Origin of the sequence: Rhodoferax ferrireducens (assembly GCF_049302455.1) — a bacterium.
Classification (GTDB): domain Bacteria; phylum Pseudomonadota; class Gammaproteobacteria; order Burkholderiales; family Burkholderiaceae_C; genus Rhodoferax; species Rhodoferax ferrireducens_B.
In genome coordinates this window covers 1-14917 of the sequence record NZ_JBAQMD010000065.1, presented here as the reverse complement: position 1 = coordinate 14917, position 14917 = coordinate 1, and the positions used below count along the sequence as shown (strand labels likewise).

Below are 14917 nucleotides of genomic sequence, written 5' to 3'. Positions count from 1 at the left end.
GTTTCGGTTTCAGGTTCTGGATTTGACAAATTGCGCGATGCGCCGGGCGGCTTCCACGCATTCGGCGGTTTCGGCCACCAGCGCCATGCGGATACGCCCGGCACCGGGGTTGCTGCCTTGCGCTTCACGCGCCAGGTAGGAGCCGGGTAAAACCGTCACATTGTAAAGAGCGAACAAGTCGCGGGCAAAGTCGGTGTCATTGCCCTTCACTTTGGCCCATAAATAAAAGCCGGCGTCGGGCAGCGCCACGTCCAGCACCTCGGCCAGCAAGGGGGTGACCTGGGCGAATTTGCTGCGGTACAGCGCCCGGTTTTCGACCACATGCTGCTCATCGCGCCAGGCCGCCGTGCTGGCGGCTTGCACCACCGGGCTCATGGCGCAGCCGTGGTACGTGCGGTAGAGCAAAAACTGCTTGATGATGGCGGCGTCACCGGCCACAAAACCGCTGCGCATGCCGGGCACATTGCTGCGTTTGGACAGGCTGGTGAGTGAAATCAGGTTCTTGAAGTCCAGCCGGCCGAGTTGCGCCGCGGCTTCCATGCCGCCCAGTGGCGGTCCACCCTGGGCGTCGTCGCGGAAATAAATCTCGCTGTAGCACTCGTCGGAGCCAATGACAAAGCCGTGCCGGTCGCTCAATTCAAACAGCATTTTCCACTCCGACAAGGGCATCACCGCGCCAGTCGGGTTGCCCGGCGAGCAGACGATCAGCAGCTGGGTGCGCGCCCACACGGCGGCTGGCACACCGGCCCAGTCGGGTGCAAAGTTACGCGCCGGGTCGCTGGCCACGTAGTAGGGTTGGGCACCGGCCAGCAGCGTGGCGCCTTCGTAGATTTGGTAAAACGGATTGGGGCAGACCACGAACGGTTTTTCATGCCCGTGCTGGCGCGCGCCGGGGTCAACCACGGTTTGGGTCAGGGCGAACAGCGCCTCGCGTGAGCCGGTGACCGGCAGCATTTGCGTGGCCGGGTCGGCGTTGATTGCATAGCGTTTCTTCAGCCACTGGGCAAAGGCTTCGCGCAGCGCGGGCTCGCCCTGCGTGGCCGGGTAGCTGGCCAGGCCACTGGGCGTGCGCCCAATGGCCTCGATCATGGCTTGTTGAATGAAGGCGGGGGTGGCGTGTTTGGGTTCCCCCAGCCCGAGGCTGATCGGCCGCAGGGCGGGGTTGGGGGTGACGCCGGAGAAAAGTTGCCGCAGCCGCTCAAACGGGTAGGGCTGCAAAAGAGTGAGCAGTGGATTCATGGGCAGCGATTATCCCGCCTGAGCGGCGGGCCTGGCTGCTCCTCCACCGACCGGCGAGCAAAGACGGCTTATTTTTTGGTTTTTTTGCGCGCTGGCGCCGATTTGGCTGCTGACTTGGCCGCGGGTTTGACGGCTGGCTTGGCAACTGGCTTGCCGGCTGACGCCTTGGGGACGTCTCCGATCAGGGACTTGACCGGGCAGATTTTGAAGACCGGGCATTTCTTGCAGCCGACGGCAATGGCGATGGGGCAGATGGTCATTATTTTCCTGTGTGGGTGCTGGTGTTGAGCTTGCAGTATGCCCCTGCACCCGGTATGAATCCATACCGCTCGAAGGGGAACGCCCCTAATTCCGTTAAAACCCCAGCGTTTCAACTTCGCTTGAAACCGCCAGTTTGCTGTTGGCAAACTGCGCCCGGTACTTGTCCAGTCGCTTCAGGTCGTACAGGTAATTGACCATCATGCCGTAGGACTGTTTGAAGCCTTTGGCCGAGAGATCACCGCCCCAGTTCAGCCGCTCGACGCGTGCGCCATTGCCCAGATGGAAACGCGTCACCGGATCCAGTGGCTTGCCTTGCGCCAGCTCGTGGCCCAGGTAGTGGGCGGCGCACTGCATCAGGAAGTGGCGTAGCGGCGATCTGGCGTCAAGCGACTGCGCCTGCTCGGCGGCCGCCAGCAGGTCCGCTGCCGCCAAAGGCTGCGCGCCCACGGCACCGGCAAGCGCGGCTCGGGTCTTTTCATCGAGCCGAGCCAGCATGGCGGTGGCGTTTTTGCCCAGCCAACTGCGAAAACCCGGCATCGGCGAGAGGGTGGCAAAAGTGCGCAGGCGGGGAAACTCGGCCCTGAGGGTCTCCACCACACGCTTGATCAGCGAGTCGCCAAAACTCACGCCGCGCAGACCGGTCTGGGTGCTGCTGATGGAGTAAAAAATAGCGGTTGTGGCTTTGGCCAGGTCGGCCGGCGCCGCCGCTTCGTCCAGCAACGGCGAGATGGCGCAAGGCAGCTTGTCGAGCAGGGCCACCTCGACAAAGATCAGCGGTTCATTGGGCAGCTGAGGATGAAAAAAACCGTAGCAGCGGCGGTCCGAATCAAGCCGGTTCTTGACGTCATTCCAGCCGCGAATGTCATGCACCGCTTCGTATTTGATGAGCTTTTCAATCAGCGACGCGGGCGAGTCCCAACTGATGCGGCGCAACTCCAGAAACGCGACGTCAAACCAGCTGGAAAAAAGGTTTTCCAGCTCGCCGTCCAGGGCCAGCAGGCGCTTTTCGGCTTTCAGGTGTGGCTGCAACTCGGTGCGCAGGTCAAGCAAAAATTGCATGCCCTCGGGGAACGCAGCAAAGCGCTGCAGCAGGCGGCTGCGCGGCGACACCAGCGCCCGGCGCAAGCCGATCTCGGCTTGCCCGGCGTCGGGCGTGTTTTGGGCCGCCTCGTAGTGTCCGCGCGCGGTCTCGACGACGTCGGGGTTGGGTGCAAACTGCTCGCTCATCAGCAGCCAGCAGTCGCGCCGCTGCGCGGGCGAGGCGGTGGCATACCAAAGTGCGAACTGACTGGCGCGGCGCCCGCCTTCGACCTCGCTGACCTGGATGTCGAGTACGGCCTGCAGTTCGGCCAGGGTGCGGCGCAGCAAGCGTGGTGAGAGTGCCTCGTCCTTGTGGCGCAAGGTGCCTGCCAGGCGTTCGCGCAGGGAGCGGGAAGTCGATCGCTCACTTGTGCTGGTCGACGTTGACGGCTGGCTCACGGCTGCAGCGGTCGGTGTCGGCCTCGCTCCCGCCGTCGATACGCTATTGGTTGCTCCCATATATATAGCACTATGGCCATATTCCACGGTGGCTAGCGTCACTTTTTGCATTGAACCTGCGGCGGGCAGCAGTTTGGACACGCTGCGGGTGATCCATTCGGAGGTGTTCATGGTAAGTGCCTTCCTTTCATGCGGACAGCCTGAGGCCGCTGGTCTACCAACTTGCCATTTGCGCCAGTTGCTTGGCAAGCGGTGGCCGAATTCTCTCTGTATAGTACTGAGCATTCCGTGCCAAAGCAATTGCAGCTTGCGCCTGTTTTGTTGCGAAATGCGCCATTTTTTGTCGAAACTTCATGGACCATCGCGGTGGCAACCCCCCTATGCGCAATCCGAGCCCCACCATCCCGATGTCATTTGTTCAGAATCTGCTGATGGGCGCCACCCGGATGCTGGCGCCTGAGGCGATTGATGAGCTGCTTCGTCAGGCCGGTATTGCGCCCACGCTGCTCACGCAACGCGGCGCCCGCGCGACACGTGAACAGTTTGTGCGGCTCTATCAGATCACTGCTTTGAGCATTGGCGATGAGATGCTCGGCCTTTGGTCGCGGCCGATCCGCGCCGGCACACTCAAGTACCTGGGCCTGAGCCTGCTCGACGCGCCCTCGGTATTGGTTGCCATGTACCGGTTCACGCGGTTCTGGAACCTGCTGCTCGACGACTACGCACTGCAACTGTCACGCCAGAACCAGTGTGTGACCATTGCGCTCAAGCCGCTGGACACACTGACCACGCCAACGATCTTTGGGCATGAGCTGATGGTCAAACTCATCCACGGCGTCGCCTCATGGCTGGTGGGGCGTGAGCTGCCGATTGAGACGGTTGGTTTCGGCTTTGCACGTCCCGCGCACTTTGCCGAGTACGCCCAACTATTTCCGGGTCCGCTGAGCTTTGATCAGAGCTGCACATCGGTCAGCTTTGCCGAGCAGGTGTTGCGGCAACGCTTTCATCGCACCAAAATCGAGTTGGTCAAGTTCGTCAAACGCGCGCCCGATGATTGGCTATTTGTGACTTTCGATCACGGTCCGACCAGTACCCGCGTGCGGGAATACCTCCTGGCCCATTCGGGTGCCGATCAGTCACTGGATGCGGTGGCCGCCGCACTGTTCATGTCGGGTCGCTCCCTGTCGAGAGGGCTCGCCCTTGAGGGGGGCACATTTCAGAGAATCAAGGATGAGATGCGTCGTGACCTGGCGATAGAACGCCTGGTCAAGACGCGCGAATCCATTGACCGGATCGCCGCGCTGGCCGGCTTTGACAACACACCGGCGTTCCATCGCGCCTTCAGGGCCTGGACCGGCAGTACCCCTGGGGCCTATCGGCGACCGGCGGTGATTCCCTCTGCGTGATCCGGGTCAGGTTGCGCGACAAATCGAACGAAACGCAGACGGGTCAAGGCCTCAGTTGCGCTGCATGCCCGCCACCAGCTGCGTCACGTTGTGATGCATCATCTTCAGGTAAGTTGACCCGGGCTCGTTGGGGCCGGAGAGCGCATCCACATACAGCTTGGGGCCCAGTGCGACGCCCGTGTCCTGGGTGATTTGAGCCAGCAGCTTGGGGTTGCTCATGTTTTCCACAAAGACGGCTTTGATCTTGTCACGCTTGATCTGGCGGATCAATTGGGCCACCTCTTTGGCACTCGGCTCCACGTCGGCATTGATGCCTTGAGGCGCTAAAAACCTGATCTGGTAGCGCGCTGCAAAATAGCCAAATGCATCGTGCGAGGTGATGACCTGGCGTTGTTTGAGACTCAAAGGTGCGAGCTGGTCTTTGGTGAACTGGTCCAGCGATTCCAGTTCCTTGATGTATGTCTCGCTATTTTTTTGATAGCTGCTTGCGCCCGCTGGGTCGAGGCTGGCGAGTGATTTGGCTATATTTTTGACATACACCACCACGTTGCTGGGGTCTTGCCAGCCATGCGGGTCGGCTTCGGCGTGTTGGAGGCCTTTGTCGAGTGGCAGCTTGCGCACCTTGATGCCGTGGGAGGCGACCAGGGTCTGGCCCTGGTAATTGGCTGATCGGGCCAGTTTTTGCGCCCAGGGTTCGAAGTTGAGCCCGTTGATGACAAACAGGCGTGATTGCAGAATGGCTTTGGCGTGTGCTGGTTTGGGCTCAAAGGCATGCGCATCGGCATCCGGCCCGACCAGCGTCGTGACCTTGACGCGCTCGCCGCCCACCACTTGCACCAGGTCGCCCAGAATACTGAAAGACGCCACCACCGGCAGCGGCTCGGCGGCCGGGCTGATGCTGGGCAACAGGCCAATGGCCACCAGAGATGAGAGTGTCAAAAATTTGAGAGTTGCGCGTTTCATTGAACTGCTTTCAGGTGAAGAAAATTTCAGCCCACCCGGTGCGGGCGCTTGAGCACGGTGGGCAACCAGCCACCGGGCGATAGCAACAAGGACAGGCCGTACAACACCCCGGCGCAGCCGATGATGGTTGGCCCGCTGGGCGTGTCCAGGTGATAAGACAGCAGCAGCCCGGCCACGCCCGCCAAAGCCGCTTGCGCGCTGGCGTTGAGCAGTTGGGCGCTTAAAGAGTCGTGCCAGAGCCGGCTTGAGACGGCGGGCAGCATCATCAAACCCACTGCCATCAGCGTGCCCAGGGTCTGAAAACCCGCCACCAGGTTGATCACCACCAGCATCAAAAAGCTTTGTTGCCAGATCCATCCCCGGCGGCTCCAGCCGCGCCCGGCGGAGGCGGCCAGAAACACCGGGTCAAAGGTCTCCAGCACCAGCCCCCGGTACAGCGCGGCCAGAGCGATCACGCTCACGCTGGCCACGCCGGCCACCAGCAGCAGCCCTGCCGCATCGACGCCCAGCGCGCTGCCAAACAAAATACGCAGCAGGTCAAGCTGGCTGCCCTGGCGCGAGATCAGTGTCACACCCAAGGCCAGCGCCACCAGGTAGATGGCAGCCAGGCTGGCATCTTCCTTCAGGCGGGTGGCGCGGCTGACCACGCCGGCAATCGCCGCGACAGCCAAGCCCGCCAGCACACCGCCCAGCGCCATGGCGGGCAGCGACAGGCCAAACAGCATGAAGCCCACCGCCACGCCCGGCAGCACCGCGTGGCTCAGCGCGTCGCCCAGCAGGCTCATGCGCCGCAGCGTCAAAAAAACGCCCAGTGGTGCCGCGCTGATGGCCAACGCCAGCGTGGCCACCAGCGCGCGACGCATAAAGGCAAATTCGGCAAAGGGACCCACCGAAACGTCCCAGAGGGTTTGGTACCAGGCCATCATGGGGTTGCGCCGTGCAGATGGACCGGCTCCGTGTTGGGCTGCGTTTTGAATGCGGTGTCGGGTAGCGGATCTTTTCCACTGGACTCATCGGTGTGGCAAATGTCGGCGTTGTCGTCCCAGGCCTCGGCCAGGGCGCGGGCGCGTTGCAAATTGGATTCGGTGAGCACCTGTGCGGTGTCGCCCCAGGCCACCAGCTCGCGTGCCAGCAGCACCGTTTGCCCAAAGTGCGCGCGCACCTGCGCGTCGTCGTGCAGCACGGCAATCACCGTGCGGCCTTGCGCGTGCCATTGGTGGATCAGTGTCAGCAGCGCGGCCGTGGTGCGTGAGTCCATGGCGTTGAAGGGTTCGTCGAGCAAAATCAGCTCGGCGTCTTGCATCAGCAGGCGGGCAAACAGCACGCGCTGAAACTGCCCGCTGGAGAGCGACCCGACCGTGCGGCGCTCAAAGCCTTCCAGCCCCACGGTTTGAATGGCCGCATTGGCGCGGGCCATGAGGTCAGCGCTGACCCCACCCCAGGCACCCACGGTGCTCCAGCAGCCCAACAGCACACAGTCGTGCACCGGCATCGGAAAGTCGCGGTCAATCTCGGTCATTTGCGGCAAGTAGGCCATGCGCTCGCGCGCTGTGGTCAGCAAGACGCGACCACCTTCGGGCTTGATCAAGCCCATGATGCTTTTGAGCAGCGTGCTTTTTCCCGAGCCGTTGGGGCCAATCACCGCGGTGAGCGCGCCGGGCGCAAACTGGCCGCTGATGTGGTGCAGGGCCGGATGCTGGCGGTAGCTGACTGTCAGGTTGTCGACCGTTACCACGCGGTCACTCCCGCGCCTGTATGGGTCCACCACACGGCCAACCACAGTGCAAGCAGCACCGGCAACACGGCCAACACGCGCAGCCAGGCCGGCCAGGCCAACACGCTGCGTCTTTGGGCGGGCTGTTGCGCCTCCTGGTTTGATGCCGGGGCGTGCGGGTGGCCGTGGTCGTGCGTCGGTTGTGACATCTTGGGGCAGTTCAAAAAATAGCGATTGCGGCGATAATGCAACTGAATTGCGATATAGTTTAACGCAACTCAATTGCAATAATTGCCTGCCTTCCAAAAAACTTTGACCTGGTCATGCCTGCTGTTACCCGCTTGAGTCCACCTGATCCGATTGACGCTTTGCTGTCAGCCCACGGCCTGCGCCGCACGGGCGCGGCGCGTCTGGTGCTGGGCTGGCTGCTGGCGCACCCTGACACCAGTTACACCCACGCCCAGTTGCAGACGGCGTTGCAGGATGCCAGTGCTGCGGATGGACAAGGGGCAGGCGAGGGCGGGGGCACACTGGACCGCGTGACGCTGTACCGCCTGATTGACCGGCTGACACAAGTCGGTCTGCTGCTGTGCCGGGTTGACGTCAATCGGGTGCGCCGTTACCAGGCAATGCCCGCCAGCGTGCATGCGCTGCCGCACTTTGAGTGCCAGAGCTGCCACCGCGACCAGCCTTTGGAAGGTGCGTTGCAGGGCAATGCGCTTGATTTGGAGGTGGCGGCACAAAACGCTTTGCAAGCCCTCAAAGCCCTGGGCTACCAAGGCCTGAGCCTGGATCTGGCGGTGCGCGGCGTGTGTGCGGATTGTGCAACTGCCGCCTCGATCGCACCGACTCCTGCGGTCACGCCCTCATGCTGACGCGTGGTGACTGGCTGTCTGATACGCTGGAATTAGTGTTCTGATACTTGATCTGAATCAGGATGGCAGATTTCCTGGCAGAAGATACTTGACGTTTTGTTTTCAGATTAGTCGATCACCATCGGCGCCCCGGTTGCTATGCCAAGTAGCCCGGGACCGGGTGCGCCACACCAACAACGCGGGCCACACGCTTTGCTACCTGAAGCCATGCCATTTACTCGTCAACGCATCGGCGCACTAGCCAGGCTCAATCACCATGTGCCGATCTGGTTGCTGGCCGCGTTGGTGTTTGCCGCAGTCTGGCTGCATACTTTTCGTCTGATCAATGATGACCGCGCCAAAGCCATGGGCGGCGCAGAAAACGAAATAGTCAATCTGGCGCGGGTTGGACAGGAACATGCCGAACGCATTTTTTACAGCGTTGACCAGACCTTGCGCCTGGTTCGTTCTGAATATCAGGAACACTCAGGCCGTCTTGACCTTGGCATGATGCGTGTCGAGGGGGTTTTTGATGAGAGAACCATTCGTCAGGTCAGTATTGTTGACGCGTCAGGGATCCTTCGGTTGAGCAGCCTGCCTCTGAGCGATCATCGTGATGTGTCGGATCGGGACTACTTCAAAGCCCAGCGCGGGGCTGCCAGCGACTCGCTTTTCATCTCAAAGTCCGAGTTCGATCTGGCTTATGGTGTGTGGTCGGTCCGGGTTTCGCGTCGCATCGTGGGTAATGACGGAGAATTTGCTGGCGTGGTTGTCGTGTCGCTCGATCCCACCTATTTCACCCGTTTTTACGGCGAACTCCAGCTTGGTCATGAGGGTGTCGCGGCGCTGTATGGCTTGACCGGATCCTTGCTCGCCCGCAAGACTGCGCATACGGAAACATTCACTGGCAATGCCGTGTCGAGCCCGGTCTTTGCACGTATTGCCCACGGCGATACCAGCGGCACCTTGACCTTTCAAGCCAAGACCGACGGCATCGAACGTCTTTACCACTTCAAACAATTGGCTTCTTATCCCGTACTGGTATTGGTCGGGCTGGCCAGCAAGGACGTGTTTGCCCAGCAAGAGGACACCCTGCAGCATCGTGTATGGGAAGCTGTGATCCTGAGTGTTCTCCTGCTCGTTCTTGGCGTGCTTCTGTCCTGGTATGTGGTCATCAGGCGGCGCCATTCGGCGGCGCAGCGGCAAGCCCTGGTGCAGTTGCAAAGCCTCACCCACCATGTGCCGGGCGTGGTATTTCAGTACCTGCTGCGCCCCGATGGCAGTTCCTGCTTCCCTTTTGCCAGTGCTGGCCTGCACAAAATCTTCCGGCTCAGTCCTGAAACTATTGCGCAGGATGCTGCGCCGCTTTTTGCCTTGATGCACCCTGATGATGCGGCTGGTGTGGCGGCATCGATCCAGGCCTCATCCCGTGCGCTGACGCCTTGGGCAGATGAGTATCGCGTGAAGTTTGAGGATGGCACGGTGCGCTGGCTGTCGAGCAAGGCCGCACCGCAAAAACTCGATGACGGTTCGGTCTTATGGCACGGTTTCGTGTCGGATGTCACGGAGCACAAACAGGCAGAAGAGTCCCTGATCACCTTGTCGGCGGCGGTCGAGCAATCGCCGGTTTCCATCGTCATCAGCGACCCCCAGGGGCTCATTGAATACGTCAATCCGATGTTCGAGCAGGTCAGTGGTTACCGGCGTGCCGACGTCGTGGGGCAGAATCCCCGCATTTTGTCGTCGCACGAAAAGTCAGACGACGAGTACCGCGAGATGTGGGCCACGTTGCTGGCGGGAGACATCTGGCATGGTGAGTTTCACAGCCGACGCAAGGATGGCTCGCTGTTCTGGGAGCAGGCAGCGATTGCCCCTATTTTTGACGATCACGGCAGGCCGATTCATTACTTGGCGATCAAGGAGGACATCACCAAGCGCAAGGCGGCCGAGGCCGAAATCGAGCATCTGGCTTTTTATGACTTGCTCACCGGGCTGCCCAATCGGCGCCTGCTGAACGACCGGCTGCAACAGGTGTTGGCGGTCGGCACGCGCAGCCGTCGTCATGGCGCCTTGCTGTTCATTGACCTGGATAATTTTAAAAATCTGAACGACACCCAGGGTCATGAGCAGGGTGATGTGTTGTTGCAGCAAGTAGCCCAGCGGCTCAATTTTTGTGTGCGTGAATGCGACACGGTGGCGAGGCTGGGGGGTGATGATTTTGTGGTTCTGTTGCAGGATCTGAGTGAGCAGCAGACCGAGGCGGCCACGCAGGCCGAGGCGGTGGGGCAGAAAATTCTCGATGCTTTGCACCAGCCTTACCCTTTTGGCTACTTTACGCACCACGGTAGCGCCAGTGTGGGTGTGGCCCTGTTCAACGCCAGCCAGGACACGGTCGAAGAGCTACTCAAACGGGCTGACCTGGCGCTGTACCAGGCCAAGGATGCCGGGCGCAACACGCTGCGCTTTTTTGACCCCGACATGCAGGCGGTCATCAGTGCGCGCGCCGAGATGGAGGCGGACATGCGCCTTGGCCTGCAGGAAAACCAGTTCCTGCTCTATTACCAGCCGCAGGTGAATCAGGCGGGCCGTCTGATCGGTGTTGAGGCGCTGGTACGCTGGCAGCATCCACTGCGTGGCCTGGTGGCGCCAGCGCACTTCATTCCCTTGGCTGAAGATACCGGCCTGATCCTGCCCTTGGGCCAATGGGTCATGGAGGCCGCTTGCCGCCAATTGCAGCTGTGGCGGACACAAGCACATGCGGCGCACTTGACGATCTCGGTGAACGTCAGCGCGTTGCAGTTTCACCGCGAGAGTTTTGTGTCGGATGTGCTGGCAACGCTGGCGCGCACCGGGGCCCCGGCGGACCGGCTCAAGCTGGAGCTGACCGAGAGCCTGTTGGTCAAGGATGTTGATGGCATCATCGCCAAGATGGTGGCCCTCAAGGCTCACGGCGTCGGATTTTCACTGGATGATTTTGGTACCGGCTATTCATCGTTGTCTTACCTCAAACGCTTGCCGCTGGACCAGATCAAGATTGATCAGTCATTTGTCAGCGATGCCTTGAGCAACCCGAAAGACGCCGCATTGGTTCGGGCCACCGTGGCGATGGGGCGCGGACTTGGCATGATGGTGATTGCCGAGGGCGTGGAGACCCAGATGCAGCGTGATTTTCTGGAAGGCGAGGGCTGCTTGAATTTCCAGGGTTATTTCTTTGGTCGCCCGGTTCCGGTCGCGGAGCTGGCGTGTTTTTTTGGTCGCTGAATAAATTTGCATGATCAATCCTGTTCTCTCATCCTTGCTGCCGGTGGTGCTGCTGGTTGCTATTGGTTTTATAACTGGTCGTGCAGGCTGGATAAGGGCTGAGGCCATAAAAGACTTGTCAAACCTGGTCTTCATGGTGCTCACACCGGCACTGCTGTTTCGCACCATGAGCACGGTGCATGTGGAGCAGCTCAATTTCAAACCGGTGCTGATGTACTTTGTGGCAGCCATGCTGTTGTATGGTTTTGTTCTGGTTTGGCAAGGGGGAACGCGCCGCGCGGCGGTGCTGGGACTGGCCGTCACCTTCAGCAACACGGTGATGATTGGCATCCCGCTGGTGGGGCTGGCTTATGGCCAGGCCGGCTTGGTGACACTGTTTACCTTGATCTCGGTCCATGCGCTGGTGCTGTTGACGTTTGCCACCGTGGTGCTGGAACTGGCAGTCGCCCGCGAGAAAGCAGCGGCCGGTGGCGGGGGCGGTGGACGCATGCTGCTGACGGTACTGGGCGCGGTGCGCAGCGGCATCATTCATCCGGTGCCTTTACCCATCATCATGGGCTTGCTGTTTGCGCAAACCGGCCTGGTGATGCCCGAGGTGGTGGATCGCCCGCTTCAGTTGTTGGGCAACGCTTTTGGCCCGGTGGCCCTGGTGCTGGTTGGGGTGACGCTGACCGCTGTGCGCATCGGGGACCACTTCAAGGCGGCGCTGGGTTTGAGTCTGATCAAGAACCTGGTCTTCCCGGCGCTGGTGGCGCTGCTGTGTTGGGTTTTTGGTTTGAGTGGCTTGCCCTTGACCGTGATGATTGTGGCGGCGGCGCTACCGATCGGCGCCAATGTGTTCATGTTTTCGCAGCGTTATCAGGTCGCTGAAGAATTGGTGACGGCCAGCATGGCGGTGTCCACCTGCCTGGCGCTGGTGACACTCTCACTGGTGATGGCGCTGGTGAGCTGGCTTTGACGGCCATCTAGAGCCCCAGCAAACCCAGCCCCAGCACCAGGGCGGTGCCCCACATCAGCAAAGCCACCAGTGCGTCCAGCGCGCGCCACACGCCGGGTCGACGCAGGCGCGGGCCCAGGCACAGCAGGCATACGCCCAAGCCTGTAAACCAGATCACCGAGCCGGTGGCCGCGCCCACGCCAAAGACCGCGTTGCCCGGCTGGCCCCAGGCCAGCGAGGCGGTGCCGAGCAAAACGGCCGTGTCGAGCCAGACATGCGGGTTGAGCCATGAAAATGCCAGCGCGGCCAGGATGGCCTGGCGGCGCGTCATGACGGCCTCATCACTGGCGTTGGCCTGCGACATGGCAGCGGCTGCGCCGCTGCGAAAGCGCGCAAACGCCTGGGCGCCATAAACCAGCAGGAACAGGATGCCACCGCCCACCAGGGCGTTCCTGATCGTGTCAGACAGACCGCCCAATTGACCCAGGCCAAAAATGCTCATACCAATGAACAGCACGTCCGACAGAATGCAAAGGCCAATCGTCAGCCACAGGTGCTGGCCTCGTAAACCCATGCGCAGCACATGCGCGTTTTGCGGCCCCAAGGCCATGATGAGCGAGAGGCTGAGCAGCAAACCCGCGTTGAAAGCAGGGGCCTGGGCCAGGGCGTGGGAGAGAGGCAGCATGGTGTGTCGGCACAAGGTACTTGGAACAAAGATGCCAGTGTGCTGCCAATGCTGAATTTGTTAAACCAAACTAAATTAAACTAATTAAGGATAAAAAATACTTGATCAAAGGTGGGCAACATGCTGGATGCGAAACAACTGGAGGCCTTGGCGGCGGTGCTGGAGCACGGGGGCTTTGGCCCGGCTGCGCAGGCTTTGAACTTGACGCTGGCGGCCGTCTCGCTGCGTATCAAGGCCCTGGAGTCCGCGCTGGGTCAGCGTTTGCTGGTGCGCGGCAAAACGGTGCGTGCCACCGCCGCGGGGCAGGCCTTGCTGGCCCACGTCAAGCAACTGCGTCTGATGGAGGCCGATCTGGTCGGCGGGCTGGGTGGTCACGGGCCGGGCGCCGCCACCGCCTGGCAAACCCTGTCTGTCGCTGTCAACGCCGATTCCCTGGTCAGCTGGTTTTTGCCCGGTGTGGCGGCTTTGCTGACACGGCACCGACTGCTGCTGGACGTGGTGATTGACGACCAGGATCACACCCATGACGCCCTCAAAAATGGCGATGTCGTGGGCTGTGTGAGTACGCAGGCCCAGCCCATGCGCGGCTGTCTGGCCGAAAATTTGGGTGTGATGCGCTATTGCTGCATGGCGGCCGCCGCGCTGATGCAAAAGTGCCACACCAAGACCGGGGCTTTGTCAGTGCACCGCTTGCTGGCCGCGCCAGCGGTCATCTTTAACCGCAAGGACGGCTTGCAGAATATCTTTTTGGCACAGAACTTTCAGTTGACGACGCCCCAGTACCCACGCCATTTTGTGCCTGCGGTGGATGCGTTCGAGCGCGCGCTGGCGCTCGGTTTGGGCTGGGGCATGGTGCCGGAGCAGCACCTGGCGGACCTGTCGGCGCGCCCGGGGCATGCCGCGCTGGTGGAGGTGTTGCCCGGCAGCGCGGTGGATGTGGCGCTTTACTGGCACCACTGGGAGCGCGAGCCTGCGTCCGCGCAGCGGCTGACCCAGGCCGTCAAACAGGCCGCGCGCAAAGTCTTGCGTTGACAGGATTCTCAGGGCGCCAGACGCTCGCGAATCCACACCGGTTCGGCATCGGGCAAGGTGTGGGCGGAATCGATCAAGGTGTAGCGCAGCCGGTCATGCAGGCGGCTTTTGCGGCCTTGCCAGAATTGCCAATGGTCGGGTTTGAGGCGGTAGCCGCCCCAGTGCGGGGGGCGCGGCGGGTTGAGCAAGAATTTTGCCCCGTATTTGGCCGCGTTGGCCACCAGCACGCCCCGCCCCGAGATCACCTGGCTTTGCGGGCTGGCCCAGGCGCCGATGCGCGAGTCCAGTGGTCGGCTGTGAAAGTAGCTGTCGCTTTCTTCCTCACTTACTTTTTCAACAATGCCTTCGATGCGTACCACCCGTTCCAGCTCCACCCAGTGAAACTGCAGCGCGGCATAAGGGTTGCCCGCCAGCTCCTGGCCCTTGCGGCTGTCATAGTTGGTGAACCAGGTGATGCCGCGCTCGTCATAGCCCTTGATCAGCACCACGCGCGTGCTGGGGCGCAGGTTGCTCGCCACGGTGGCCACCGTCATGGCGTTGGGCTCGGGAATTTCAGCGGAAATGGCTTCTTTCAACCATTTCTCAAACTGCTGGAGCGGGTTGGCGTGGCAAGCGTCTTCGCTGAGTTCGGCGCGTTCGTAGCTTTTGCGGAGGTGGGCGATGGAGGTCATAGGTTCAAGAGTATAGGCAGGTTGATTTTTGGGTTTCATTGCCAGAACCTTGTCCTTTGACTCGGTTGGGAGTTGACTTTTTATGCGTTGTATTCCCCCTCCCCCAGCCCCTCTCCGCCCCCGCCGGGGCGGAAAGAGGAGCTAACAGCCACATGTGGCCAACTCCTTTAAGGCAGGAAGTACTCGGGCTGATTGGCGTTGAGACAGCAATTTGCTTTGAGCGCCTCGTTGCAATGTTGCAGCTACTTTGAGACCAGCGGCAATCAAGAGCCAATTTCCCACCTTTGAAGACGCGGCCAAATGAAGCTCCCCTCTTCCGCCCGGCGGGGCGGGAGAGCAACTGTGTTTCAAGTCAAGCATTTTTAAACGTTTTTATGCCTGGACAGATCGTGGATAACCATAGTCAGCCTGCCAA

15 protein-coding genes are annotated in these 14917 nt (G+C 61.1%); 5 read left to right on the top strand and 10 right to left on the bottom strand.

The window, feature by feature from the left end; translation table 11 throughout:
* Window positions 1-9: 9 nt before the first annotated feature.
* The 4 genes from dapC to WA157_RS11340 form a co-directional block, all read right to left on the bottom strand.
* A complete protein-coding gene (gene dapC, locus WA157_RS11355; RefSeq protein WP_422621060.1) occupies window positions 10-1239 on the bottom strand; it encodes a succinyldiaminopimelate transaminase in 1230 nt (409 codons plus the stop codon).
* A gap of 68 nt (window positions 1240-1307) precedes the next feature.
* Entirely contained in the window at window positions 1308-1499 is a 192-nt protein-coding gene (locus WA157_RS11350; protein WP_422621059.1) for a hypothetical protein, read from the bottom strand.
* A 94-nt stretch (window positions 1500-1593) separates the two neighbouring features.
* Complete coding sequence (locus WA157_RS11345; protein WP_422621058.1) at window positions 1594-3150, bottom strand: malonyl-CoA decarboxylase; 1557 nt, start codon at window positions 3148-3150, stop codon at window positions 1594-1596.
* Between the two features lie 43 nt (window positions 3151-3193).
* Window positions 3194-3334 carry a hypothetical protein gene (locus WA157_RS11340; RefSeq protein WP_422621057.1) on the bottom strand — a complete coding sequence of 47 codons (141 nt, stop codon included), beginning with the start codon at window positions 3332-3334 and terminating at the stop codon, window positions 3194-3196.
* Here WA157_RS11340 and WA157_RS11335 point away from each other — a divergent pair.
* Window positions 3333-4385 (top strand): AraC family transcriptional regulator, encoded by a 1053-nt coding sequence (locus tag WA157_RS11335; RefSeq protein WP_422621056.1) that lies wholly within the window; start codon window positions 3333-3335, stop codon window positions 4383-4385. The two genes, WA157_RS11340 and WA157_RS11335, sit on opposite strands and share 2 nt — an antisense overlap.
* Window positions 4386-4436: 51 nt before the next feature.
* Here WA157_RS11335 and WA157_RS11330 read toward each other — a convergent pair whose 3' ends face one another.
* The 4 genes from WA157_RS11330 to WA157_RS11315 are packed head-to-tail and all read right to left on the bottom strand — an operon-like array spanning window position 4437 to window position 7271.
* Window positions 4437-5348, bottom strand: coding sequence for a metal ABC transporter substrate-binding protein (locus tag WA157_RS11330; RefSeq protein WP_422621055.1), 912 nt, complete (start codon window positions 5346-5348; stop codon window positions 4437-4439).
* A gap of 26 nt (window positions 5349-5374) precedes the next feature.
* Entirely contained in the window at window positions 5375-6274 is a 900-nt protein-coding gene (locus WA157_RS11325) for a metal ABC transporter permease (protein WP_422621054.1), read from the bottom strand.
* Window positions 6271-7083 carry a metal ABC transporter ATP-binding protein gene (locus WA157_RS11320; protein ID WP_422621053.1) on the bottom strand — a complete coding sequence of 271 codons (813 nt, stop codon included), beginning with the start codon at window positions 7081-7083 and terminating at the stop codon, window positions 6271-6273. The genes WA157_RS11325 and WA157_RS11320 overlap by 4 nt, the downstream gene beginning before the upstream one ends.
* Window positions 7077-7271: a hypothetical protein gene (locus tag WA157_RS11315; RefSeq protein ID WP_422621052.1), complete on the bottom strand. Its 195-nt coding sequence runs from the start codon at window positions 7269-7271 to the stop codon at window positions 7077-7079. The genes WA157_RS11320 and WA157_RS11315 overlap by 7 nt, the downstream gene beginning before the upstream one ends.
* Window positions 7272-7385: 114 nt before the next feature.
* Here WA157_RS11315 and WA157_RS11310 point away from each other — a divergent pair, with 114 nt between their 5' ends.
* The 3 genes from WA157_RS11310 (at window position 7386) to WA157_RS11300 (ending at window position 12135) form a co-directional block, all read left to right on the top strand.
* Entirely contained in the window at window positions 7386-7937 is a 552-nt protein-coding gene (locus tag WA157_RS11310; protein WP_422621051.1) for a Fur family transcriptional regulator, read from the top strand.
* A gap of 207 nt (window positions 7938-8144) precedes the next feature.
* Window positions 8145-11177, top strand: coding sequence for a bifunctional diguanylate cyclase/phosphodiesterase (locus WA157_RS11305; RefSeq protein WP_422621050.1), 3033 nt, complete (start codon window positions 8145-8147; stop codon window positions 11175-11177).
* Window positions 11178-11187: 10 nt separating this feature from the next.
* Window positions 11188-12135 (top strand): AEC family transporter, encoded by a 948-nt coding sequence (locus tag WA157_RS11300; protein ID WP_422621049.1) that lies wholly within the window; start codon window positions 11188-11190, stop codon window positions 12133-12135.
* 7 nt (window positions 12136-12142) lie between these two features.
* On the opposite strand, the gene WA157_RS11295 is transcribed toward WA157_RS11300, so the two are convergent.
* Window positions 12143-12799 (bottom strand): LysE/ArgO family amino acid transporter, encoded by a 657-nt coding sequence (locus WA157_RS11295; RefSeq protein ID WP_422621048.1) that lies wholly within the window; start codon window positions 12797-12799, stop codon window positions 12143-12145.
* 120 nt (window positions 12800-12919) lie between these two features.
* Between WA157_RS11295 and WA157_RS11290 the strand changes: the two genes are divergently transcribed.
* On the top strand, window positions 12920-13831 hold the full coding sequence (locus tag WA157_RS11290; RefSeq protein ID WP_422621047.1) for an HTH-type transcriptional regulator ArgP: 912 nt from the start codon (window positions 12920-12922) through the stop codon (window positions 13829-13831).
* An 8-nt stretch (window positions 13832-13839) separates the two neighbouring features.
* On the opposite strand, the gene pdxH is transcribed toward WA157_RS11290, so the two are convergent.
* Window positions 13840-14502, bottom strand: coding sequence for a pyridoxamine 5'-phosphate oxidase (gene pdxH / locus WA157_RS11285; RefSeq protein WP_422621046.1), 663 nt, complete (start codon window positions 14500-14502; stop codon window positions 13840-13842).
* Window positions 14503-14917: the final 415 nt, after the last annotated feature.